We start from the raw sequence: 24,404 nt of genomic DNA on the forward strand, positions 1-24,404 counted from the left end.
ACCAGCCGGATCAGCTCCGGTGTCGTCGCCAGTCGTCTAACCTTTGCCGTCTGATTTTAGGCGCAGTTCAAGATCGCGGGCGTAATCGGCGGCCCGGACACGGAACCGCTTGGTGATATTCGATTTGGCCAGCCGCATCGACTGAACCAACAGCCGGGCCGATAGGGTTTTTGGCTGCATCTCAACCGCCACGCTGATGCGCGTGCGGGTTCGCGACAGAGACACCAGCTCGAGTCGCGTTTCGGTTTCCAGCCCGCCAGACACGGTACGGAACTGCATCATCTGCGGCGGGTCCAGTTGCGCCAGCGTCACTGTCGCATCGCGCATCTTGCCGCGAAAGCGAAAGCCCGCGACCCATTTTGTGCCGACACACACCGGATCCGCATCACTGGCACGCCGCACGTCGATCCCGCGATTGCGCACCGACCGTTCAACGCTGTCAAAGTCACTGACAGCAGCATAGACCTGATCCAGCGGCGCCTCGATATCCTCTTTGGTGGTGAATTCCATCGCCCGTGTGCCCCCTGTGCCGCCCGTCTTTTGATTGCGGGCACTGTTGCCTCAATCCAGCCGGTCCGCAAGCCAGTTGCTAAGCAGAAAATGGGCGATGGCGCCGTTGCGCGCCGGCAGGATTTCCGGGTGCCGACCGGCGAACGCCTCGGCCAGATCTTCGCGGCTGACCCAGCGGGCATCCTCGATCTCGACCGGATCAATGGTGATCGTCTCGTCCAGCGCGTCGCCCCGGCAACCGATCATCAGCGACGACGGAAAGGCCCAGGGCTGGCTGGCCAGATAATCCACCGCCCCGATACGAATACCCGATTCCTCATAAACCTCGCGGCGTACCGCCGCCTCGATCGTCTCGCCGGGTTCGATAAATCCGGCGAGGCAGGAAAACATGCCCTGTGGCCAACCGGGCGAACGCCCCAGCAACACCCGGTTGCCATGGGTGATCAGCATGATCACAACCGGATCAGTGCGCGGGAAATGATGCGCGCCGCACGCGGGGCACGTGCGCTGCCAGCCACCGTGGGACACTTTGGTCGGTTGGCCGCAGCGCGCGCAAAACTGGTGCGTCGCGTGCCAGCCCAGCACCGCCTTGCCGCTCGCTGCCAGTTCAGCGTCACGCGGGCTGAGCCCGGTCATCACCCGCCGTAATTCGACAAACCGCAGATCGCCATCAAACCCCGGATGCTGCTGTTCGCTGGTGTCAGCAAACGCATTCAGTGTGGCAGGATCGCCCCCCTCGGGCAGCCAATTGTCCAGCGACATCGCGACCCGCGCCGCCCCGTCTTCGCGACCCAGCAGGATCGGCGCGCCCGCCGCAGCCAGCACCGGATGATCCATCGGCACAAGAGCTAGCGCGATAGCCTCGTCGCCAGTGATCAGAGGTTTGCCGCGCCAGAACACCACCGCCCGCGTGTCCTTGTGCGTCATCAGGGCTGTCAGCGCCTGCGAATCGCCGCGCACTTCGCCAGCGCGATCGAGCCCGGAGCCACCGAATGTCACCTCTTCTGCATGCCGCATGATCTGCCTCTCGTTACCCACCAAATGTGACCACTCCTTGCCACGGATGCAGCACCCGTGGCAAACGGGATCCACTCCACTCAAATCTTCAACGTAAACGTGTATTTTTTCGCACAGCCCATCCAATAGGCGATATTCAGCTCATAGCAACTTTTCACCAGACCGCCATCAGGGCGGTACGCGGGCGTCACAAATACTGTTATCCTTTTGTCAGCCGCCAGAGGAGACCAGCATGGCCGATTCCCCATCCGTTCACCTTTCCCGCCGGGCATTTCTGTCGGGGACAGCCGCAGGCAGCGCCTTGATTGCACTCCATCCTTATTCCGCGTTCGCGGCGACTGGCCAGGCCCATTTACGGATTCTTGAGACGACGGATCTGCATGTGCACGTCTATCCCTATGATTATTATGCTGACCGCGCGGTTGATACCGTTGGCCTTGCCCGAACCGCATCAATCATCGACGCGATCCGGGCCGAGGCCACCAACACGCTGCTGGTCGACAATGGCGATTTTCTTCAGGGCAACCCGATGGGCGACTACATCGCCTATGAGCGGGGCATGAAGGACGGCGACATGCATCCGGTGATTCAGGCAATGAACACCGTGGGCTATGATGCCGCCACCATCGGTAATCACGAATTCAACTACGGGCTGGATTTCCTGCTGAAATCCGCCGCCGGGGCAAAGTTCCCGATCGTTCTGGCCAATATCGCGACCAGGGCGGGCGGCAATCCACGCAAGGACACCACCCTGTTCAAACCCTATGCCATCCTTGACCGGATGATGACCGACGGCGCAGGCAACATGTTCCCGATCAAGGTCGGCATCATCGGCTTTACCCCGCCGCAAGTGTTGAACTGGGACCGCAAGAACCTTGAGGGCAATGTAACCGCACGCGACATTGTCGCCACTGCCCGCGCCTATGTCCCCGAGATGAAAGAGGCCGGGGCCGACATCATCATTGCGCTGTCGCATTCCGGCGTCGGATCGGCGGATGAGAGCGAAGGGATGGAAAATGCATCTGTCCCGGTCGCAGGTATCGACGGAATTGATGCAGTTGTCACCGGCCATTCGCATCTGGTGTTCCCATCCGAAACGTTTGCAGATCACGCCGCAGTCGATTCCGCGGCAGGCACGATCCACGGCAAGCCCGCCACCATGGGCGGTTTCTGGGGCAGTCATCTTGGCCTGATCGACCTGATGCTGGAACGCGACGGTGCGGGCTGGCGAGTTGTGACCTCCAGTTCCGAAGCGCGTCCGATCAGCCAGCGCGGCGAAGATCGCAGTGTCACGCCGCTGGTCGAAGACAACGCCGCCGTCATCGCTTCGATTGCGAAGGAACATGCTGATACGCTGGCCTATGTGCGCCGCGCGGTGGGCAAAACCTCGGCACCGCTGCACAGCTATTTTGCGCTGGTGGCCGACGATCCGTCGGTGCAGATCGTGTCGATCGCGCAGAAATGGTACATCGGCCAGATGATGCAGGGCTCTGCATACGAGGGGTTGCCGATCCTGTCGGCGGCGGCACCGTTCAAGGCCGGTGGTCGCGGCGGCCCCGAATACTATACCGACGTACCTGCCGGTGCAGTCGCGATCAAGAATGTCGCCGACCTTTACCTCTATCCCAACACCGTTCGCGCGGTCAAAGTGACCGGCGCGCAGGTCAAGGACTGGCTCGAACGATCGGCTGGTATGTTCAATCAGGTAACACCTGGTGACAGCGATCAACCGCTGCTGAACCCAGAATTCCCGAGCTACAATTTTGACGTCATCGACGGGGTGCAATACCGGATCGACCTGTCGCAGCCATCAAAGTTCGCCCCCGGTGGCGAGATGCAGAATCCCGATGCCAACCGTATCACCGATCTGAGCTTTGATGGCACGCCAGTCGCGCCGGATCAGGAATTCATCATCGCCACAAACAATTACCGTGCCAGCGGCGGCGGCGCGTTTCCCGGCGCCATGGGCGACACCACCGTGTTCGAGGCCCCCGACACCAACCGCGACGTGATCGTGCGATATATTGTCGAACAGGGTACGATCAACCCGTCGGCCGATGGCAATTGGTCCTTTGCGCCACTGCCCGGCACCTCGGTTTTGTTTCAAACCGGCCCACAGGCGCGCAGCTACATGGCGGACCTCCGGGGCATAACGATTCAGGACGCAGGTGACGCAGCGGACGGTTTCGCACAATTTCGCATTCTGCTCTGACCCGGAACAGGGCAATATTCCGTTTAAGTAAAGTCGAGGAACCATGCGGAAATGCTCTTGAACCACATTATGCGTATTCCCTGTAGTGTCTCAGTTTGAATTCTCACGATCTTAACAGGGTGTCGAATCCCACCCCGAGTCCGAACCGATGCCCCGCGCCAATTGCCGCAAGCGGAGCGCAAGGGTCGACTTAAAGGGCACGAATGCTACGAACGCGCCCACGTCTTGCCCACCGATCTGAAAGCTGGTCTTTGTAAGACATCTCCCGGCACCGACACGGGTTGAGAGCACGCACTTTGTCGACAGCGCCTCGATGTCAGTCCCCTCTCGCCAGATTTCTCCGCAATCGCCAGTCCCGTTGACCGCTTGCGCGTCGAAAGCACCCGAAAGGCGGCAATGCGCGGGCCCGTCACCCGGCACCAAGGCAACCTCTTGTCCATAATGTACCGAAAACAGATTGAAGAAGCCTTCGGTTCTGCAAAAACCGTCGGAGGCAGGGCGCAATCCGTCTATCACGGGGTCGAACGGGGCCAACCCGGCGTCATTCCGACAATGGCCGCCAACCCCTTTGCGCGACAGCCTGAATTGCTGCGAGCGTGCGGCGGGCGACGCCTGCATGGAGGCCGAAACAAAAAAAGGCCCCCACCATCCGGCGGGGGCCTTTTAGATTGCGTCGGGTGGGCCTCGACCCACCGCGATCAGAGACCAGTCGTCACGTCGATCGTGTTGCCTTCAACAAGCGTCACATAGGCCTTCTTGACGTTCTTGCGACGGCCAAGCATGCCCTTGAACCGTTTGACCTTACCTTTGGTGATCGTCGTGTTCACGGCTTTGACCTTGACACCAAAGAGGGACTCAACGGCCTCTTTGATCTGCGGCTTGTTCGCTGCGATATCCACTTCGAACACGACCGCACCGTTTTCCGACGCCATGGTCGACTTTTCGGTGATGATCGGCTTGCGGATCACGTCGTAATGTTCTGCCTTCGTGCTCATTTCAGTCGAGCCTCCAGTGCTTCGACACCGGCACGTGTGAGCACAAGAGTGTCACGGCGCAGGATGTCATAGACGTTTGCCCCCATCGACGGCAGGATATCCAGACCTTCGATGTTTGCGGCGGCCTTGGCAAAGCCCTCATTCACGGCGGCACCGTCGATGATCAACGCACGCTTCCAACCCAGCAGTTTGATCTGCTTGGCCAGGGCGTTTGTCTTGCCATCGGCTTCGGCGCTCTCGATGATGACGAGCGAACCTTCCTTCAGCTTCGCCGACAAGGCGTGCTTGAGACCCAGCGCGCGCACCTTCTTGGGCAGGTCATGCGCGTGGCTGCGCGGGACCGGACCCTTGTAGATGCCGCCCGACCGGAAGATCGGCGCCTTGCGGGAACCGTGGCGTGCGCCGCCGGTGCCCTTCTGGCGATAGATCTTCTTGGTGGAATAGCTGACCTCGGAACGACCAAGGGTCGAATGTGTACCGGCCTGCGCCTTGTTGCGCTGCCAGCGAACCACACGATGCAGGATGTCGGCGCGGGGTTCGAGACCAAAGATCTCATCGCCCAGCTCGACCGACCCGGCGGTCGCGCCGTCCAGTTTGATCACGTCGAGTTTCATTCGTCGCCTTCCTTCTTCTCAGCATCCGCATCAACCGATGCTTCTGCGTCCTTCAGTGCGGCCTCTTCAGCGGCAGCAGCTTCTGCGGCTGCGGCTGCTGCGGCTGCTTCGGCTTCCGCAGCGGCGACAGCGGCGGCTTCGTCCGCCAGACGCTTGGCTTCAGCTGCGGCAGAGCGCAGAGCTGCGGGCATGATCACGCTCTCGGAGAGCGGCTTTTTGACCGCATCCTTGACTGTGACCCAACCACCCTTAGAGCCCGGAACCGCGCCCTTGATCATAATGATGCCACGCTCGGCATCGGTCTTGACCACTTGCAGGTTCTGGGTTGTCACCTTTGCCGCACCCATGTGTCCGGCCATCTTCTTACCTTTGAAGACCTTGCCCGGATCCTGACACTGACCGGTCGAACCATGCGAACGGTGCGAAACCGACACACCGTGCGACGCACGCAGACCGCCAAAGTTGTGCCGCTTCATGGCACCTTGGAAGCCCTTACCAATCGACGTGCCCGAAACGTCCACGAACTGACCTTCAAAGTAATGGTCCGCCGTGATCTCTTCGCCAACAGCGATGAGGTTCTCGGGGGCGACGCGGAACTCTGCGACCTTGCGCTTGGGTTCCACGGACGCAACGGCAAAGTGACCGCGCATCGCCTTTGAGACGTTTTTCGCCTTGATCGCGCCGGTGCCCAACTGAACCGCGGAATATCCGTGGCTGTCAGCGGTGCGAGTGGCAACGACCTGAAGGTTGTCAACGTGAAGAACGGTCACAGGGATCTGTTTGCCGTCTTCCATGAAAAGCCGGGTCATGCCGACTTTCTTTGCGATAATTCCAGAGCGCAACATGTCTGTATGCCCTCCTTAAACCTTGATCTCGACATCCACGCCAGCGGCGAGGTCGAGCTTCATCAGCGCGTCCACGGTCTGGGGGGTCGGATCAACGATGTCCAGCAGACGCTTGTGCGTCCGGATCTCGAACTGGTCACGGGATTTCTTGTTCACGTGCGGTCCACGCAGAACGGTGAATTTCTCGATCTTGTTCGGCAGCGGGATCGGCCCGCGCACAGCGGCTCCGGTCCGCTTGGCGGTGTTAACGATTTCCTGCGTGCTGGCGTCCAGTACACGGTAATCGAAAGCCTTGAGCCGAATGCGGATGTTCTGGCTTTGCATAATCTTGGCCTTTTGTGGCGTTAGAGTTGAGAGGAGGAGGCAGGATCACCCTGCCCCCTCTTCGAACCCGAATAACGTAGGCGTGCGTCGCGACGCACGCTTTTGCGTAGCTTACTCGATGATTTTGGCGACGACGCCTGAACCGACGGTACGGCCACCTTCGCGGATCGCGAAGCGCAGCTTTTCTTCCATCGCGATCGGCGCGATCAGTTCGACGTTGAACTTCAGGTTGTCACCCGGCATCACCATTTCGGTGCCTTCGGGCAGTACAACCGTACCGGTCACGTCCGTCGTACGGAAGTAGAACTGCGGGCGGTAGTTCGCAAAGAACGGCGTGTGACGGCCACCCTCTTCCTTGGTCAGGATATACGCCTCGGCTTCGAACTTGGTGTGCGGGTTCACCGACTTGGGCTTGCACAGCACCTGGCCGCGCTCAACGCCTTCACGGTCGATACCACGCAGCAGAACGCCAACGTTGTCGCCTGCCTCACCGCGATCCAGCAGCTTGCGGAACATTTCCACACCGGTGCAGGTCGTGGTCTTGGTGTCACGAATACCAACGATTTCAATGCTGTCGCCAACGTTGATCACGCCACGCTCAACACGACCGGTCACAACCGTACCACGACCCGAGATCGAGAATACATCCTCGATCGGCATCAGGAACGGCTGGTCGACGGCGCGTGCGGGCTGGGGAATATACTCGTCCACAGCGGCCATCAGTTCGCGGATCTTGTTCTCGCCGATTTCGGGATCACGGCCTTCCATCGCGGCCAGAGCCGAGCCTGCGATGATCGGAATATCGTCGCCCGGGTAGTCGTACATCGACAGCAGTTCGCGGATTTCCATCTCGACCAGCTCAAGCAGCTCTTCGTCGTCGACCTGATCGACCTTGTTCATGAACACAACCATCGACGGGATACCGACCTGACGACCAAGCAGGATATGCTCGCGCGTTTGGGGCATCGGGCCGTCGGCAGCGTTCACAACCAGGATCGCACCGTCCATCTGCGCCGCACCGGTGATCATGTTCTTGACGTAGTCGGCGTGGCCGGGGCAGTCGACGTGGGCGTAGTGGCGGTTCTCGGTCTCGTACTCCACATGCGCGGTCGAGATCGTGATGCCGCGGGCCTTTTCTTCGGGCGCCCCGTCAATCTGGTCATAGGCGCGGAATTCGCCGAAATACTTGGTGATCGCCGCCGTCAGCGTCGTCTTGCCGTGGTCAACGTGACCAATCGTGCCGATGTTGCAGTGCGGCTTGTTACGTTCAAACTTTGCCTTTGCCATGATGGCCTCCTGTCTAGTCTGGGTGGCGGGGTAACCCCGCCCTACGGGTGGTCGGTAGGGCGGGGTTACCCCGCCATCCCGTTATGCGTATTTCTTTTGGATCTCGTCCGAGATGTTCTGCGGCACCGGATCGTAATGGTCGAACTGCATCGTAAACTGCGCGCGGCCCGAAGACATCGAACGCAGGTTATTGATATAGCCGAACATGTTGGCCAGAGGCACCATCGAGGCGATTGCCACGGCATTGCCGCGGTTTTCCTGGCCCGTCACCTGACCACGACGCGAGGTGAGATCCCCGATCACGTTGCCGGTATATTCCTCGGGTGTCACCACTTCGACTTTCATGATCGGTTCCAGCAGCTTGGCACCGGCCTTGCGCATACCTTCGCGCATGCCCATCCGACCCGCGATTTCAAACGCCAGAACCGAAGAGTCCACGTCGTGGAACTTGCCGTCGATCAACTGGACCTTGAAGTCGATAACCGGGAAGCCCGCCAGCGGACCGGAGTCCATGACCGACTTGATACCTTTTTCGACACCTGGGATGTATTCCTTGGGAACAGCACCACCGACAATCTTGGACTCGAACGAATAGCCTTCGCCCGGCTCTGTTGGCGAGATGATCAGCTTGACCTCGGCGAACTGACCCGAACCACCCGATTGTTTCTTGTGAGTGTAGGTATGCTCGACTTCACGGTCGATCGTCTCACGATAAGCAACCTGCGGCGCACCGATGTTGGCTTCGACCTTGAATTCACGCTTGAGACGATCCACCAGAATATCGAGGTGAAGTTCGCCCATGCCCTTCATGATGATCTGACCGGATTCGAGATCAGTTTCGACACGGAACGAGGGATCCTCGGCGGCCAGGCGGGCCAGACCTGCGGACATTTTTTCTTGGTCAGCCTTGGTCTTGGGCTCGACAGCGATTTCGATGACCGGATCGGGGAAGGTCATCGTTTCCAAAACCACACGGTGCTGCGCATCCGACAGGGTATCACCTGTTGTGGTGTCTTTCAGACCTGCCAGCGCTATGATGTCGCCCGCGAACGCCTCTTCGATCTCTTCGCGATCAATGGCGTGCATCATCATCATACGACCAATGCGCTCTTTCTTGCCTTTGGTCGTGTTCAGGATCGAATCGCCCTTTTTCATCGTACCCGAGTAGATACGTGTGAAGGTCAGCGAACCGACGAAGGGGTCGTTCATGATCTTGAACGCGAGGCCCGAGAACGGCTCGTTGTCATCGGCGTGACGCGCAATGTTACGGGTCTCGGTCTCGTCATCCGGCGAGAAGCCCATGTATGCAGGTACGTCCAGCGGCGACGGCAGAAAGTCGATCACAGCGTTCAGCAGGGGCTGTACGCCCTTGTTCTTGAACGCGGAACCAGCAGCAACCGGCACAAAAGCCAGCTCCAGCGTGCCCTTGCGGATCAGCTTGCGTAGGGTATCTTCGTCCGGCATGATGCCGTCGAGATACTTTTCCATCGCGTCGTCGTCGACTTCGACGGCAACTTCGATCAGGTTTGCACGCCATTCATCGGCCAGATCCTGAAGATCATCGCGGATCGGCTTGCGGACCCAGGACGCGCCCAGATCTTCACCTTCCCAAACCCACTCTTCCATCTTCAGCAGGTCGATGATGCCTTCCAGCTTGTCCTCGGCACCAATCGGCAGAGCGATAGGCGCAGGAATCGCACCGGTGCGGTCCTTGATCATCTTGACGCAGTTGTAGAAATCCGCGCCGATCTTGTCCATCTTGTTGACAAAGACGATCCGCGGAACCTTGTACCGGTCGGCCTGACGCCAAACGGTTTCGGTCTGCGGCTCGACACCAGCGTTACCGTCCAGCAGACAGATTGCACCGTCAAGCACAGCCAGCGAACGCTCGACTTCGATCGTGAAGTCAACGTGGCCGGGGGTGTCGATGATGTTGAAGCGGTACTTGGTATCCGAAGTTCCCTCGGCAGTGGGATCTTCCTGGCGCTGCCAGAACGTGGTGGTCGCAGCGGACGTGATCGTGATGCCACGCTCCTGCTCCTGCTCCATCCAGTCCATGGTAGCGGCGCCATCATGCACTTCGCCGATCTTGTGCGACTTGCCGGTGTAGAACAGAATACGCTCGGTCGTCGTGGTCTTGCCCGCATCGATATGGGCCATGATCCCGAAGTTCCGGTAGCGCTGAAGGGGATAATCGCGTGCCATAGTGGTCGCTCCTACTTTACCAGCGGTAATGGCTGAACGCTTTGTTCGCGTCGGCCATCTTGTGGGTGTCTTCACGCTTTTTCACAGCCGAACCGCGGGTGTTGACCGCGTCCAGAAGTTCGCCTGCAAGACGCTCTTCCATGGTGTGCTCGTTGCGCTTGCGCGACGCGTCGATCAGCCAGCGGATCGCCAGGGCTTCGCGACGCTCGGGACGCACTTCGACGGGCACCTGGTAGGTGGCACCACCAACCCGGCGCGAGCGAACCTCGACCGACGGCTTGATGTTGTCGAGCGCTTCGTGGAACACCTCGATCGGTGCGCGCTTGATCTTGTCCTCGACGCGGATCATCGCGTTGTAGACAATGCTTTCTGCGACCGACTTTTTACCGTCGATCATCAGGTTGTTCATGAATTTGGTCAGAACCCGGTCACCATACTTGGCATCGGGCAGGACTTCGCGTTTTTCGGCAGCGTGACGACGAGACATCTGTAATTCCTCTTACTTCGGACGCTTCGCGCCATACTTGGAGCGACGCTGTTTCCGGTCCTTGACGCCCTGGGTATCCAGAACACCGCGCAGAATGTGGTAACGCACACCGGGAAGGTCTTTTACACGACCGCCGCGGATCAGAACCACAGAGTGCTCCTGAAGGTTGTGGCTCTCACCGGGAATGTAGCTGATGACCTCGAAACCGTTGGTCAGGCGCACCTTGGCCACTTTCCGCATCGCCGAGTTCGGCTTTTTCGGTGTGGTGGTGTAGACGCGTGTGCAGACGCCGCGTTTTTGCGGACATTGCTCAAGGTGCTGCGACTTTGAGCGCTTGACTTTCGGCTGCCGCGGCTTGCGGATCAGCTGTTGGATCGTTGGCATTCCGGTTCTTTCCCCGTGTAGCTCACATATGTGGTGCACGGAGGTTGCCCCCGTGCGGTTTCAGTTACAGCGCCTTACGCGTCCGTAAGTCACCAACGTGCACATCAGGTGCACCTCAATCATTGTGCACATCACATGCACGTCTAGCGGTGCGCCATCAAAATGATGGAGACGCAAAAAACCGCATGCGCTCCCTATATTCGGGAACGACGCGGGGGGTTCCAGAGGATCGGGGTCACAGGACCCGGATCTTGACCGCTTTAGTTCTGTAGATCGGACGTCGGATGCAATGCATCCCGTCTCCGAGATAGCGGGCGTATAGGGGGAGTCGGGGGGCTTGTCAACAGCACCACCCTGCTTGCTTTGCGACAGGCGGGATGCGATGCACACGCTGTCGTCGCCCGAGAGAGACCGAAATGCAAGTGATCGGATTTTGCCGCTTTTCCTACCCCGCCGAGGGGGGATTTCAGGTCGAACATGCCTCCCTGGAGGAGCGGATTGCCTATCTTTACGCCCCTGCCCGCATGCAAGAGCGTCTGCGTCATTTCGAGGCGATCTGCCTGCCCGGACTGCGCGCGCAGACCGACCCGGATTTCTCCTTTGTCATCCTTGTCGGGGACTCGCTGCCCACCGTTTACTTGGACGCGCTTACGGCGCTTGTCGCGGATGTCCCGCAGGCGCGTATCGTCGCCCGCCCCCCCGGCCCCCACCGGCAGGTCTGTGCCGAAGTGATCAATGCGCAGCGGTATGATCTGTCAGCCCCCTGCCTGCAGTTTCGCCATGATGACGACGACGCGGTGGCTGTCACCTTTGTCGCGCGGCTGCGCGAGGCCGCTCAGGATTGCGCCGCCCTGCTGGCGCAACACAGGCTGGTCGGGTTTGACTGGAACCGCGGCTGGGTCGCGCGACCCGATCCTCAGGGACTACGGGCCGAACGCAACGTGACCCCCTATTGGGGTGTCGCGCAAGCCATGGCTGTGCGCGGCGGTACCCGCCAGACCATCATGAATTTTGGCCACCAAAAGATCAATTTGTTTATGCCGACTGTGACGTTCACCCACGAGGACATGTTTGTGCGCGGTCACAACGATCACAACGATTCACGACAAAAGAAGCACGTAACGCCGATCGACCTGCCACGACTGGACGCGGCAGGTGAGACGCTGATGCGCGACACCTTTGCCATCGATGCGGATCAGGTACGTCGAATATTCGGCTGAACACCTTTTTGCCGTCGCGCCAGCGTCGCCTCACGCCACAGCGTGAACACGCCCGTCGCGACAATGATTACCGCACCGATCAGGGTCAGCGTGCGCGGCCACTCTCCAAAAACCAGCCAGCCCAGCAGCAGCGCCCAGAGCAGGCCGGTATAGCGGAATGGCGCCACAAAGCTGACCTGCCCCACCCGCATCACCATGACGCTGCAGACATAACCGCCAACCACCAGAACCGCCGCCGCCAGCACGAACCACGCAAGCGGTGGCGTCAGCGGCATCCAAGGTTCTGACAGCGCCAGCAGACCAGCAAATCCAGTCACCGTTACCGCTCCAAACAGCGTCACCATCAGACTGGGCACGGCCCCTGACAGCCGCCGTGTCGCCAAATCGCGCACCGTGACGCAGAAGACCGAGATCAGTGCATAAACCGTATAAAGGTTAAAGCCTTCGGTCCCGGGGCGCACAACGAGCAACATACCGACAAAGCCGACGCCGATGGCGATCCAGCGCCGCCAGCCGACTGCCTCGCGGAACACCAACGCTGAGCCCAGCGTCACCGTCAACGGCATCATCTGCAACAGCGCCGTGACATTCGCCAAAGGCATGTGAAACAGCGCCGTGAGAAAGAACCAGGCTGCAGCGACCTCGGCCAGACTGCGCAACGCCACCAGCGCCCAGTCGCGCCGCGAAAAGGATATGCGCAACGCGCCCAGCCACCAAGTCAGCGCCAGGATAGCCGTGCTGGCAATCACGCCGCGCAACAGCAACAGTTCCCCCAATGGCAAGGCGCCGCCCGTCGCCTTGAGAAAGGTGTCCCCAAAGGTAAAAGCCGCCATCGAGCACATCATAAAAAGCGCGCCACGGGTGTTGTCAGATAATGTGATCATGCTGCCGCGTAGCACCGCTCCAGTGCCCGCGCCATGCCAAAAGCGCGGTGGGTAGCGCCGCACGCAGGCCCATCGGCATCCTCCCCCTGTGAACGTGCCTGCCCTGCCGATGCAGACAAAAGAAAGCCCCCCGCACCGTCAGGCGCGGGGGGCTGTATCGTAAAGCGAAAGGCCGGTGGATTTATTCGCGGCTCTCGGGTGTATCCACCACGAGATTGTCGAACTCACCACCGCCGACGATATCGTCGCTCGGCTCTGCGACCGGAGCGGCAAGCGCCGCTGCGGCTTCGGCTTCGTTCCGACGCGCGTCGATCACCAACCCGTCACGTTCGGTAGCTATGCGACGCATCTGCTGCGTTGCACCACCGGTGCCCGCCGGAATGAGGCGACCAACGATGACGTTCTCCTTGAGGCCGACCAGCTTGTCACGTTTGCCCTGAACAGAAGCTTCGGTGAGTACGCGGGTCGTCTCCTGGAAAGACGCTGCCGAGATGAAGCTGCGAGTCTGCAGCGACGCCTTGGTGATGCCCAGAAGGATCGGTTCCCCCGTGGCGGGACGGCCGTTCTTTTTGATCGCCTTTTCATTGGCAAGGTCAAACTCGGCCTTGTCGACATGTTCGCCCTTGAGCAGCGTGGTGTCGCCAGAGTCCTGGATTTCCCACTTTTGCAGCATCTGACGGACGATCACCTCAACGTGCTTGTCGTTGATTTTAACGCCCTGCAGCCGATACACGTCCTGCACTTCGTCGATCATGTAGTTCGCCAGCGCTTCGACACCCATAATGGCCAGGATGTCATGCGGCGCCGGGTTGCCGTCCATGATGTAGTCGCCCTTGGTCACATAATCGCCTTCTGCGACGGGAATGTGCTTGCCCTTGGGTACCATGTATTCGACGGGTGACAGCGTGTCGTCCACCGGTTCGATGCTGATCCGGCGCTTGTTCTTGTAGTCCTTGCCGAACCGGACATAGCCGTCGATTTCCGCGATGATGGCGTGATCCTTGGGGCGACGTGCCTCAAAGAGTTCGGCCACACGTGGCAGACCACCGGTGATGTCCTTGGTCTTGGCACCTTCACGCGGGATCCGCGCCACAACGTCGCCGGCCTTGATGTCATCGCCGTCTTCGACCGACAAGATCGCATCCACCGACATGGCATAGGTCACCGGATTACCCGCATCGTTGCGGACCGGTTCACCATCGGCGTCGACCAGAATGATCTCGGGCTTGAGCTCGTTGCCCTTGGGGGCCGCGCGCCAGTCAGAAACAATCTTCTGGGTCATGCCGGTCGCATCGTCCGTCTCCTCGCGCACGGCAATACCGTTCACCAGGTCGACGTGGCGCACACGTCCGTCTTTCTCAGCGATGATCGGCAGCGTGTACGGATCCCATTCAAACAGCTTGTCACCGCGTTTGACGGTTGCACCCTCTTTGACGAACAGCTTGGTGCCGTAGCCCACTTTGTGGCTGGCCCGTTCGGCGCCGTGCTCATCCATGATCCGCAGCTTCATACCACGGCCCATGACCAGCGTCTCATCGCTGGAATTCTGCAGCGTCAGCGCCGCCTCAAATTCGATGATGCCTTCTTGGCTGGCTTCAAGGAACGACTGCTGACCACCCTGGGCGACGCCGCCGATGTGGAACGTCCGCATCGTCAGCTGTGTGCCCGGCTCACCGATCGACTGCGCGGCGATGATGCCGACAGCCTCGCCCTGGTTGACCAGGGTACCGCGGGCAAGGTCACGACCGTAGCACATGGCGCAAACGCCCTCTTCGGCCTCGCAGGTCAGGGGCGAACGGATGCGCGCGGTTTGCACCGCGGCCTCATCCACCAGATCGGCAAGACGCTCGTCGATCAGCTGTCCGTGACGTACAATCACCTCGTCCGTGCCCGGACGCAGGATATCCTCGGCAGTGACACGACCCAGCAGACGCTCAGCCAGTGACGACACAACCTCACCGTCGTTGACCGCTGCTTCTGCGGTGATCGCGTTTTCGGTACCACAATCGTGCTGCCGCACGATGCAATCTTGTGCCACGTCCACCAGACGACGGGTCAGGTAACCCGAGTTCGCCGTCTTCAGAGCGGTATCCGACAGACCCTTACGGGCACCGTGGGTCGAGTTGAAGTATTCAAGAACGGTCAGACCTTCCTTGAAGTTCGAGATGATCGGCGTCTCGATGATGTCGCCGTTCGGCTTGGCCATCAGGCCGCGCATGCCGCCCAGCTGCTTCATCTGAGTAACCGAGCCACGCGCACCGGAGTGCGCCATCATGTAGACCGAATTCGGTTCCATTTCCGAGCCATCGGCATCGGTTTTGGCAGCCGAGATGGTCGACATCATCGCCTCGGTGACCTTGTCGTTACACTTGGACCAGGCATCGACAACCTTGTTGTACTTTTCGCCCTGAGTGATCAGGCCGTCCATGTACTGCTGTTCGAAATCCTTGACCTGAGTGCGGGTCTCTTCAACGATCGGCCACTTGGATTCGGGCACAACCATGTCGTCCTTGCCGAACGAAATGCCAGCCTTGAACGCCTCGCGGAAGCCCAGCGTCATAATCTGGTCGCAGAAGATAACCGACTCTTTCTGACCACAATAGCGGTAGACGGTGTCGATGACCTTCTGCACGTCTTTCTTACGCAGCAGGTTGTTGACCAGATCGAACGGAGCCTTGGCGTTCATCGGCAGCAACGCCCCCAGACGTACGCGACCAGGCGTGGTCTCGTAACGTTTGATGATCTCGTTGCCCTCTTCGTCGATCTGCGCAACGCGGCACTCGATCTTGGCGTGCAGATGCAGCTCGCCAGCGTTCAGAGCATGATCCACCTCCTCGATGGACGAGAACTTCATGCCCTCACCCTTCATGCCATCACGCGCGATGGTCACGTAGTAGAGGCCAAGGATCATATCCTGCGACGGAACGATGATCGGTGCGCCGTTGGCGGGCGACAGAACGTTGTTCGTCGACATCATCAGAACGCGCGCTTCCAACTGGGCCTCAAGGCTCAGCGGAACGTGCACGGCCATCTGGTCACCGTCAAAGTCGGCGTTGAAGGCCGAGCAGACCAGCGGATGTAGCTGGATGGCTTTCCCTTCGATCAGCATCGGCTCAAATGCCTGGATTCCCAGACGGTGCAGCGTCGGTGCACGGTTCAGCATGACCGGGTGTTCACGGATCACCTCGTCAAGAATGTCCCAAACCTCAGGACGTTCCTTTTCAACCAGTTTCTTGGCCTGCTTTACGGTGCTGCTGAGGCCCTTGGCCTCGAGCCGCGAGTAGATGAATGGCTTGAACAGCTCCAAAGCCATCTTCTTGGGCAACCCACACTGGTGCAGTTTCAGTTCCGGTCCGGTCACGATGACCGAACGACCCGAGAAATCGACGCGCTTACCCAAAAGGTTCTGCCGGAAACGGCCCTGCTTGCCCTTGAGCATATCGCTCAGAGATTTCAGCGGACGCTTGTTCGCGCCGGTGATGACGCGGCCGCGACGGCCGTTGTCAAACAGGGCGTCAACAGATTCCTGCAACATCCGCTTTTCGTTCCGCACAATGATGTCCGGCGCGCGCAATTCAATCAGCCGCTTGAGGCGGTTGTTCCGGTTGATCACACGACGATAAAGGTCGTTAAGGTCGGAGGTCGCAAAACGGCCACCGTCCAGCGGCACTAGCGGGCGCAGTTCGGGCGGGATGACCGGAATGACCGTCAGAACCATCCACTCGGGGCGGTTGCCGGATTCCAGGAAGCTCTCAACCACTTTCAGGCGCTTGATGATCTTCTTGGGCTTCAACTCGCCGGTCGCTTCCTTGAGGTCGGCGCGCAGGGTCTCGGCTTCCTGCTCAAGGTCGATGGCAGCCAGCATTTCACGGATCGCCTCGGCGCCGATGTTGGCGGTAAAGGCGTCCATGCCATACACGTCCTGCGCGTCCATGAACTCTTCTTCGGTCAGCATCTGACCGTAGGTGAGGTCCGTCAGGCCCGGTTCAATCACCACGTAGTTCTCGAAATAGAGCACCCGCTCGAGGTCACGAAGCGTCATGTCCAGCATGAGGCCAATGCGCGACGGCAGCGATTTCAGGAACCAGATGTGGGCACAGGGGGCGGCCAGTTCGATGTGGCCCATCCGCTCGCGACGGACCTTCTGCAATGTGACTTCGACACCGCATTTTTCGCAGACGACGCCGCGATATTTCATGCGCTTGTACTTGCCGCACAGACATTCGTAGTCTTTGATCGGGCCAAAGATCCGCGCGCAGAACAGACCGTCGCGCTCGGGCTTGAACGTCCGGTAGTTGATGGTTTCGGGCTTTTTGATTTCGCCAAAGGACCACGACAGGATCCGTTCCGGCGAGGCGAGTGAAACCTTGATCTCGTCAAAGGTCTTGACCGGAGCGACCGGATTGAACGGGTTGTTTGTCAGTTCCTGGTTCATTTTGATACCTCGAATATCGGGTGGAAAGATGGAGGGAGCCGCCAAGATTTTTCATCCGAAAAATCTTGGCGCAAAAATCTTCGAAGAAGATTTTTATTCTTACTCGTCCTCTTCCGCATCCAGGAGTTCCATGTTGAGGCCCAGACCCCGGACCTCCTTCACAAGCACGTTAAACGATTCCGGGATCCCGGCCTCGAAGTTGTCTTCGCCTTTGACGATCGACTCGTAGACCTTGGTCCGGCCCGCGACATCATCGGATTTAACTGTCAGCATTTCCTGCAAGGTGTAAGCCGCGCCGTACGCCTCGAGCGCCCAGACCTCCATCTCCCCAAAGCGCTGACCACCGAACTGAGCCTTACCACCCAGCGGTTGCTGCGTGACGAGGGAGTACGGCCCGGTTGAGCGCGCGTGGATTTTGTCGTCCACAAGGTGATGCAGTTTCAGCAGGTATTTAACACCCACCGTCACCTGACGGCTGAACTTTTCGCCGGTACGGCCATCGAACAGATCGGATTGGCCCGACGTATCGAAACCGGCCCGGATCAAAGCATCATTTACGTCATTCTCTTTCGCGCCATCAAAGACCGGCGTGGCGATCGGAACCCCGCGGGTGACATTACCTGCCGCTTCGACAAGATGCTCCTCGTCCATGCCGACAATGCCTTCTTCATAGACATCGTCACCATAGGCGATCTTCATCGCCTCGCGTACAGGGGTCAGATCTCCGGAGCGTCTATAATCCTGCAGCGCCTCGTCAATCTTGATGCCCAGACCACGTGCGGCCCAACCCATATGGGTCTCCAGGATCTGACCGACGTTCATGCGCGACGGAACACCCAGCGGGTTCAGACAGAAATCGACCGGCGTACCATCTGCAAGGAACGGCATATCCTCCATCGGCACCACTTTCGAGATCACGCCCTTGTTGCCGTGACGGCCAGCCATCTTGTCGCCCGGCTGCAGCTTGCGCTTGACCGCGACGAACACCTTAACCATTTTCATCACGCCCGGGGGCAGATCGTCGCCACGACGGACTTTCTCGACCTTGTCCTCGAACCGCGCATCCAGAGTCCGCTTTTGCGCCTCGTACTGCTCGTTCAGGGCTTCAACGATCTTGGCATCATCCTCGTCCGTCAGCGCCAGCTGCCACCACTGACCACGGGTCAGCGAAGACAACAATTCATCGGTGATCTCGGAATTCGGACGCACGCCTTTGGGGCCTTTGACCGCAATCTTGCCTTCGATCATCGAGCGCAGACGCGCGTAGATGTTACGGTCCAAGATCGCCAGTTCGTCGTCGCGGTCACGCGCCAGACGCTCGACTTCTTCGCGTTCGATCTGCAACGCGCGTTCGTCCTTTTCCACACCGTGGCGGTTAAACACGCGCACCTCGACAACCGTACCGTAGTCGCCCGGTTTCACCCGCAGCGAAGTATCGCGCACGTCCGACGCCTTTTCACCAAAGATGGCGCGGAGGAGCTTTTCTTCCGGCGTCATCGGCGATTCACCCTTGGGGGTGATCTTGCCCACAAGGATATCGCCCGGCTCAACGTCCGCACCGATATAGACAATGCCAGCCTCGTCGAGGTTGCGCAGCGCCTCTTCACCGACGTTGGGGATGTCGCGTGTGATCTCTTCCGGCCCGAGCTTGGTGTCGCGCGCGGCCACTTCGAATTCCTCGATGTGCACGCTCGTGAACACGTCATCCCGCGAAATCCGTTCCGAGATCAGGATCGAATCTTCGTAGTTGTAACCGTTCCACGGCATGAAGGCGACGATGACGTTCTTGCCAAGCGCCAGTTCCCCCATATCCGTCGACGGACCGTCGGCGATCACCTCGCCCTTGGTCACGGTGTCACCGACCTTTACCAGCGGACGCTGGTTGATGCAGGTGTTCTGGTTCGACCGCTGGAACTTGCGCATGCGGTAGATATCGACCCCGGCATCGCCCAGTTCCAGATCGTCGGTGGCGCGCACCACGATCCGCATCGCATCGACCTGGTCGATGATGCCAGAACGCTTGGCCATGATCGCCGCGCCGGAATCCCGCGCCACGATCTCTTCGATGCCGGTGCCAACCAGCGGCGCCTCGGATCGCAGAGTCGGAACCGCCTGACGTTGCATGTTCGACCCCATCAGGGCGCGGTTGGCGTCGTCGTTTTCCAGGAACGGGATCAGCGACGCCGCAACCGAAACCAGCTGTTTCGGGCTGACGTCAATTAGATCTACATTTTCGTTCGGCGACAAGGTGTAGTCGCCGGATTTCCGGGTCGACACCAAGTCGTTCACAAAGCGCATGTTCTCGTCGAGATTGGCGTTGGCCTGCGCCACGGTGTGGCGCATTTCTTCGGTCGCGGACATGTAGTGCACTTCGTCGGTGACGACGGAGTCTTTGACCACCCGGTAAGGTGTTTCAATGAAGCCGTATTTGTTCACGCGGGCAAAAGTGGCCAGCGAGTTGATCAGGCCGATGTTCGGGCCTTCGGGCGTTTCAATCGGGCACATCCGGCCATAGTGGGTCGGATGCACGTCGCGTACTTCGAAACCGGCACGTTCACGGGTCAGACCGCCCGGCCCAAGGGCCGACAGGCGACGCTTGTGCGTGACTTCCGACAATGGGTTGGTTTGGTCCATAAACTGCGACAGCTGCGAGGAGCCGAAGAATTCGCGCACAGCAGCGGCGGCCGGCTTGGCGTTGATCAGATCCTGCGGCATCACCGTGTCGATCTCGACCGAAGACATGCGTTCCTTGATCGCGCGCTCCATGCGCAGCAGGCCAACGCGGTACTGGTTCTCCATCAATTCTCCGACCGAACGCACACGACGGTTGCCGAGGTGGTCAATGTCATCGATGTCACCACGTCCGTCACGCAGATCCACCAGCGCTTTGATGCAGGCGACAATATCGTCACGGTCCAGCGTGCGCTGGGTGTCCGGTTTGTCCAATGCAAGACGCATGTTCATCTTCACGCGACCAACAGCAGAGAGGTCATAACGCTCAGAATCAAAGAACAGCGTGTCGAACAGGTTCGACGCCGCCTCAACGGTGGGCGGCTCGCCCGGGCGCATCACACGATAGATGTCCATTAGCGCGGTATCGCGACCGGCATTCTTGTCCATCGCCATGGTGTTGCGCATGTAGGCGCCAACCGTCACGTTGTCGATGTCCAGAACCGGGATTTCGGTCACACCGGCATCCACAAGATCCTTGAGTGTCCCGCCAGTGACCGCACCATCCTTGTCGACGGTCCAAGTCAGCTCGTCCCCGGCTTCGACATAAATCGCGCCGGTATCTTCGTTGATGATGTCCTTGGACACAAAGCGGCCCACGACATTTTCGAACGGTACGAGCAAATCCTTGACCTTGTCGTCGTCAATCATCTGCTTGACGGCACGCGGCGTGATCTTCTTGCCAGCTTCGGCCAGAATCTCACCGGACTCGGCATCAACCAGATCAAAGGTGGGCCGGGTTCCGCGCACACGCTCGGGGAAGAATTTGGTGATCCAGCCGCGCTGGCCCTGCGCCGCTGTGAAGGTGACTGTGTTGAAATAGGCGTCCATGATCGCCTCCTGATCCATACCAAGGGCATAGAGCAGAGTGGTCACCGGCAGTTTGCGGCGGCGGTCGATCCGGGCATAAACATTATCCTTGGCATCGAATTCAAAGTCGAGCCAGGAGCCGCGATAGGGAATGATGCGGCAGGCGAACAGCAGCTTGCCCGAGGAATGCGTCTTGCCCTTGTCATGGTCAAAGAACACACCGGGGGAACGGTGCATCTGGCTGACGATAACCCGCTCGGTGCCGTTGACAACAAAGGTGCCGTTGGGTGTCATCAGGGGCATATCGCCCATGTAGACGTCCTGTTCTTTGATGTCCTTGACCGATTTCGCGCCGGTATCTTCGTCGATATCAAACACGATAAGACGCAGCGTCACTTTCAGCGGTGCAGCATAGGTCATGTCGCGCTGCTGACATTCCTCAACATCATATTTCGGCTTTTCCAGCTCGTAGCTGACAAATTCCAGGATCGATGTTTCGTTGAAATCTTTGATCGGAAAGACCGACTGGAACACGCCTTTGATGCCTTCGCCGTCAAGCGGCTGCGGCTGGTCGCCGGATTTCAGGAAAAGATCATAGGACGATTTCTGAACTTCGATCAGATTCGGCATTTCCAGAACTTCGCGGATTTTGCCGAAATACTTGCGAAGACGTTTCTGGCCAAGAAAGCTTTGCGCCATGTCAGGTGTCACCTTTTCAGTTTCTCAACGGACGCGCGGCGCTGTCGGGCCACAGCGGCACACCCATCAGAGACGGCAGAGTTTCGATCCATTCATGGCGCCCGTCCCACCGGACGCCTCCCGATCCTTGAACCTCGCCTTAGAAAAGCCCTTTGCGCCGATATGGCTGATAAGGGCCTCTCTGAGACAGGCTCGGCTGGACCCGGCAATCTCCGGATCCAGCCTGTTTTTTCAGTATTCCGGGCGCACCCGGAACCGATTACTTGAGCTCGACTTCGGCGCCAGCTGCTTCCAGCTTGCCCTTGATCTCGTCGGCTTCGGCTTTCGAAACCTGCTCTTTGACGGCTTTGCCGCCCGCTTCAACCAGGTCTTTGGCTTCTTTGAGGCCCAGACCGGTGATTGCGCGGACTTCCTTGATCACGTTGATCTTGGAGGCGCCGGCCGATTTCAGGATGACGTCGAATTCGGTCTGCTCTTCAGCAGCGGCACCGCCGGCATCTGCCGGGCCTGCCATCATCACTGCGCCGCCAGCGGCGGGCTCGATGCCGTACTCGTCTTTCAGGATAGTTTTCAGTTCTTGTGCTTCCAGCAGCGTGAGGTTCACGATTTGCTCAGCAAGTGCTTTCAGATCAGCCATTGTGACTTCTTTCCGTATCTAAATGTGTTCCAACGTCGGGATTACAACCCCACGATGATCCCATAGGTTGCTTACGCAGCCGCCTTGTCCTCGATTGTGGACAAGATGGATGCGATATTCGAAGCAGGTGCGCCAATGGCCCCGGCAATGTTCGATGCGGGTGCGCCGATGCAGCCAACGATCGAAGCAATAAGCTCCTCGCGCGACGGCATCTTCGACACGGATTCCACACCGGCCCGGTCCAGAGCATTCTCACCCATTGCGCCGCCAAGAATTTCAAACTTCTTGTTATCTTTGGCGAAGTCCTCGGCCACCTTGGCTGCTGCCACGGGGTCCTCGGAATAGGTCAGAACGGTCATGCCCGTCAGGAAGTCAGCAATGCTTGCGCAGGGCTTTCCCTCAAGGGCGATCTTGGCGAGCCTGTTCTTGGCGACGCGTACGGATGCTTCGGCAGCGCGTGCGCGCCCCCGGAGATCCTGCATCTCTGCAACCGTGAGACCTTCGTAATGTGCTACCACCACGACGCCAGAGCTTTCGAAGATCTGGCCGAGTTCCTCGACCAATTTCTCTTTCTGGGCTCTATCCACAGTTTTACTCCAAATTTGGGGGTCTCCCCCCGGCTCATGTCAGGGTGCGGTCAGACCGCACCCGTTACGGGTCCGTAGTCAGGGTCCCGAGGCCGTGATCGCCCGAAGGTCAAAGACCTGTCGGAAATCTTGTCTCGTTTCCCATCTCAGGAAGGAATTATTCCGGATATATCCCCGGAACCCTCCGTCTCGGACAGAACGAGGCCGATATTCTGGCCCCGCATTCGCCCCGAGGCTCGCGCCCCGGAGCCAATCTGTTATTCGACGTTTGCTTCGGCCACGTCTACAGTGATACCCGGGCCCATGGTCGAGCTCAGCGCGATGCGCTTGAGGTACGTCCCCTTGGCACCGGCCGGCTTTGCCTTGGTCACGGCCGAAACGAAGGCGCGGATGTTTTCCACCAGCTTGGCCTCGTCGAACGAAACCTTGCCAACGCCTGCATGCACAACACCGGCCTTTTCAGCCTTGAACTGAACCTGACCGCCCTTGGCTGCCGTGATGGCCTCCTTGACGTCCATGGTCACAGTACCGACTTTGGGGTTCGGCATCAGGTTACGCGGGCCCAGAACTTTGCCCAGACGACCGACGATCGGCATCATGTCAGGCGTCGCGATGCAACGATCAAAGTCGATCTTGCCGCCCTGAATGGCTTCCATCAGGTCTTCGGCACCAACGATATCAGCACCAGCCGCCGTGGCTTCCTCGGCCTTGGCGCCACGTGCAAAGACAGCGACGCGAACCGTCTTGCCCGTGCCATTTGGCAGACCAACGACACCGCGAACCATCTGGTCAGCGTGACGCGGGTCAACACCAAGGTTCATGGCGATCTCGACGGTTTCATCGAACTTTGCATTGGCATTGCCCTTGATCAGGGCGACGGCCTCGGCAATCGTGATATCCTCTTTGCCGGCAAAGGCCTCACGGGCCGCGCGGGTGCGTTTTCCAAGTTTAGCCATCTTACTTAACCTCGATGCCCATGGACTTTGCGGAGCCCAGAATGATCTGCATGGCGGCCTCAACGTCGTTCGCGCTCAGGTCCTTCATCTTTGCTTCGGCAATTTCACGTACCTGCGAGACAGTCACCGATGCGACAGTCTCACGGCCCGGAAGAGGCGAACCCTTAGGACGATTGCGTTTGCCCACTGGTTTCATGCCGGCTGCCTTCTTGAGGTAATAAGACGCGGGCGGCGTCTTGATTTCCATCGTAAAGGACTTGTCCTGATAATACGTGATCACAGTCGGGCACGGCGCGCCAGGCTCCATTTCCTGCGTCTTGGCGTTGAACGCCTTGCAGAACTCCATGATATTGATGCCGCGCTGACCCAGCGCCGGACCCACGGGCGGGCTCGGGTTGGCCTGCCCGGCCTTGATCTGCAGTTTCATCTTGCCAGCAAGCTTCTTTGCCATCTGGCTACTCCTTTATGTCCAACGGCCCCCTGACGCGTCAATCGGGCCTTGTCGTTGCCGTGGTGCGGTTCGGACATCGCGATGCCAACACCTCCCACGCTTGCGGCGCCCAAAG

The 24,404-nt window shown here is 59.3% G+C and carries 19 protein-coding genes; 2 read left to right on the forward strand and 17 right to left on the reverse strand.

Annotation, left to right across the window (positions count from 1 at the left end; all coding sequences use genetic code 11):
- Window positions 1-36: 36 nt before the first annotated feature.
- A complete protein-coding gene (locus tag IMCC21224_RS14765) occupies window positions 37-510 on the reverse strand; it encodes an SRPBCC family protein (protein ID WP_047995991.1) in 474 nt (157 codons plus the stop codon).
- A gap of 51 nt (window positions 511-561) precedes the next feature.
- The gene (nudC, locus tag IMCC21224_RS14770) at window positions 562-1,527 is read right to left on the reverse strand and encodes an NAD(+) diphosphatase (protein WP_047995992.1); all 966 of its coding nucleotides are present in this window, start codon (window positions 1,525-1,527) and stop codon (window positions 562-564) included.
- Between the two features lie 232 nt (window positions 1,528-1,759).
- On the opposite strand from nudC, the gene IMCC21224_RS14775 reads away from it, so the two are divergent.
- Window positions 1,760-3,739 carry a bifunctional 2',3'-cyclic-nucleotide 2'-phosphodiesterase/3'-nucleotidase gene (locus tag IMCC21224_RS14775; RefSeq protein WP_047995993.1) on the forward strand — a complete coding sequence of 660 codons (1,980 nt, stop codon included), beginning with the start codon at window positions 1,760-1,762 and terminating at the stop codon, window positions 3,737-3,739.
- 698 nt (window positions 3,740-4,437) lie between these two features.
- Here the strand turns inward: IMCC21224_RS14775 and IMCC21224_RS14785 are convergent.
- The 8 genes from IMCC21224_RS14785 to rpsL form a co-directional block, all read right to left on the reverse strand.
- Entirely contained in the window at window positions 4,438-4,734 is a 297-nt protein-coding gene (locus IMCC21224_RS14785; protein WP_047995995.1) for a 50S ribosomal protein L23, read from the reverse strand.
- Window positions 4,731-5,348, reverse strand: coding sequence for a 50S ribosomal protein L4 (gene rplD, locus IMCC21224_RS14790; protein ID WP_047995996.1), 618 nt, complete (start codon window positions 5,346-5,348; stop codon window positions 4,731-4,733). The genes IMCC21224_RS14785 and rplD overlap by 4 nt, the downstream gene beginning before the upstream one ends.
- Window positions 5,345-6,193: a 50S ribosomal protein L3 gene (rplC, locus tag IMCC21224_RS14795; protein ID WP_047995997.1), complete on the reverse strand. Its 849-nt coding sequence runs from the start codon at window positions 6,191-6,193 to the stop codon at window positions 5,345-5,347. The genes rplD and rplC overlap by 4 nt, the downstream gene beginning before the upstream one ends.
- Window positions 6,194-6,208: 15 nt before the next feature.
- On the reverse strand, window positions 6,209-6,517 hold the full coding sequence (gene rpsJ / locus IMCC21224_RS14800) for a 30S ribosomal protein S10 (protein WP_047995998.1): 309 nt from the start codon (window positions 6,515-6,517) through the stop codon (window positions 6,209-6,211).
- 111 nt (window positions 6,518-6,628) lie between these two features.
- The gene (tuf, locus tag IMCC21224_RS14805; RefSeq protein WP_047994337.1) at window positions 6,629-7,804 is read right to left on the reverse strand and encodes an elongation factor Tu; all 1,176 of its coding nucleotides are present in this window, start codon (window positions 7,802-7,804) and stop codon (window positions 6,629-6,631) included.
- A gap of 81 nt (window positions 7,805-7,885) precedes the next feature.
- Window positions 7,886-10,009 carry an elongation factor G gene (gene fusA / locus IMCC21224_RS14810; RefSeq protein WP_047995999.1) on the reverse strand — a complete coding sequence of 708 codons (2,124 nt, stop codon included), beginning with the start codon at window positions 10,007-10,009 and terminating at the stop codon, window positions 7,886-7,888.
- A 16-nt stretch (window positions 10,010-10,025) separates the two neighbouring features.
- Window positions 10,026-10,496, reverse strand: coding sequence for a 30S ribosomal protein S7 (gene rpsG / locus IMCC21224_RS14815; protein WP_047996000.1), 471 nt, complete (start codon window positions 10,494-10,496; stop codon window positions 10,026-10,028).
- Between the two features lie 12 nt (window positions 10,497-10,508).
- A complete protein-coding gene (rpsL, locus tag IMCC21224_RS14820; protein WP_008883423.1) occupies window positions 10,509-10,880 on the reverse strand; it encodes a 30S ribosomal protein S12 in 372 nt (123 codons plus the stop codon).
- 416 nt (window positions 10,881-11,296) lie between these two features.
- On the opposite strand from rpsL, the gene IMCC21224_RS14825 reads away from it, so the two are divergent.
- Entirely contained in the window at window positions 11,297-12,100 is an 804-nt protein-coding gene (locus IMCC21224_RS14825; protein WP_047996001.1) for a putative rhamnosyl transferase, read from the forward strand.
- Here the strand turns inward: IMCC21224_RS14825 and IMCC21224_RS14830 are convergent.
- The 7 genes from IMCC21224_RS14830 to rplK all read right to left on the reverse strand — a co-directional run bounded on the left by IMCC21224_RS14830 (window position 12,076) and on the right by rplK (window position 24,289).
- The gene (locus IMCC21224_RS14830; RefSeq protein WP_047997159.1) at window positions 12,076-12,984 is read right to left on the reverse strand and encodes a DMT family transporter; all 909 of its coding nucleotides are present in this window, start codon (window positions 12,982-12,984) and stop codon (window positions 12,076-12,078) included. The two genes, IMCC21224_RS14825 and IMCC21224_RS14830, sit on opposite strands and share 25 nt — an antisense overlap.
- A 181-nt stretch (window positions 12,985-13,165) precedes the next feature.
- Window positions 13,166-17,419, reverse strand: coding sequence for a DNA-directed RNA polymerase subunit beta' (rpoC, locus tag IMCC21224_RS14835; protein ID WP_047996002.1), 4,254 nt, complete (start codon window positions 17,417-17,419; stop codon window positions 13,166-13,168).
- Window positions 17,420-17,518: 99 nt separating this feature from the next.
- A complete protein-coding gene (rpoB, locus tag IMCC21224_RS14840) occupies window positions 17,519-21,658 on the reverse strand; it encodes a DNA-directed RNA polymerase subunit beta (protein WP_047996003.1) in 4,140 nt (1,379 codons plus the stop codon).
- 259 nt (window positions 21,659-21,917) lie between these two features.
- A complete protein-coding gene (rplL, locus tag IMCC21224_RS14845) occupies window positions 21,918-22,295 on the reverse strand; it encodes a 50S ribosomal protein L7/L12 (protein ID WP_047996004.1) in 378 nt (125 codons plus the stop codon).
- 71 nt (window positions 22,296-22,366) lie between these two features.
- Window positions 22,367-22,882, reverse strand: coding sequence for a 50S ribosomal protein L10 (rplJ, locus tag IMCC21224_RS14850; RefSeq protein WP_047996005.1), 516 nt, complete (start codon window positions 22,880-22,882; stop codon window positions 22,367-22,369).
- A gap of 257 nt (window positions 22,883-23,139) precedes the next feature.
- Window positions 23,140-23,838 carry a 50S ribosomal protein L1 gene (gene rplA / locus IMCC21224_RS14855; protein WP_047996006.1) on the reverse strand — a complete coding sequence of 233 codons (699 nt, stop codon included), beginning with the start codon at window positions 23,836-23,838 and terminating at the stop codon, window positions 23,140-23,142.
- A gap of 1 nt (window position 23,839) precedes the next feature.
- Window positions 23,840-24,289, reverse strand: coding sequence for a 50S ribosomal protein L11 (gene rplK / locus IMCC21224_RS14860; RefSeq protein WP_047996007.1), 450 nt, complete (start codon window positions 24,287-24,289; stop codon window positions 23,840-23,842).
- Between the last annotated feature and the right edge of the window lie 115 nt (window positions 24,290-24,404).

Origin of the sequence: Puniceibacterium sp. IMCC21224 (assembly GCF_001038505.1) — a bacterium.
Taxonomy (GTDB): domain Bacteria; phylum Pseudomonadota; class Alphaproteobacteria; order Rhodobacterales; family Rhodobacteraceae; genus Puniceibacterium.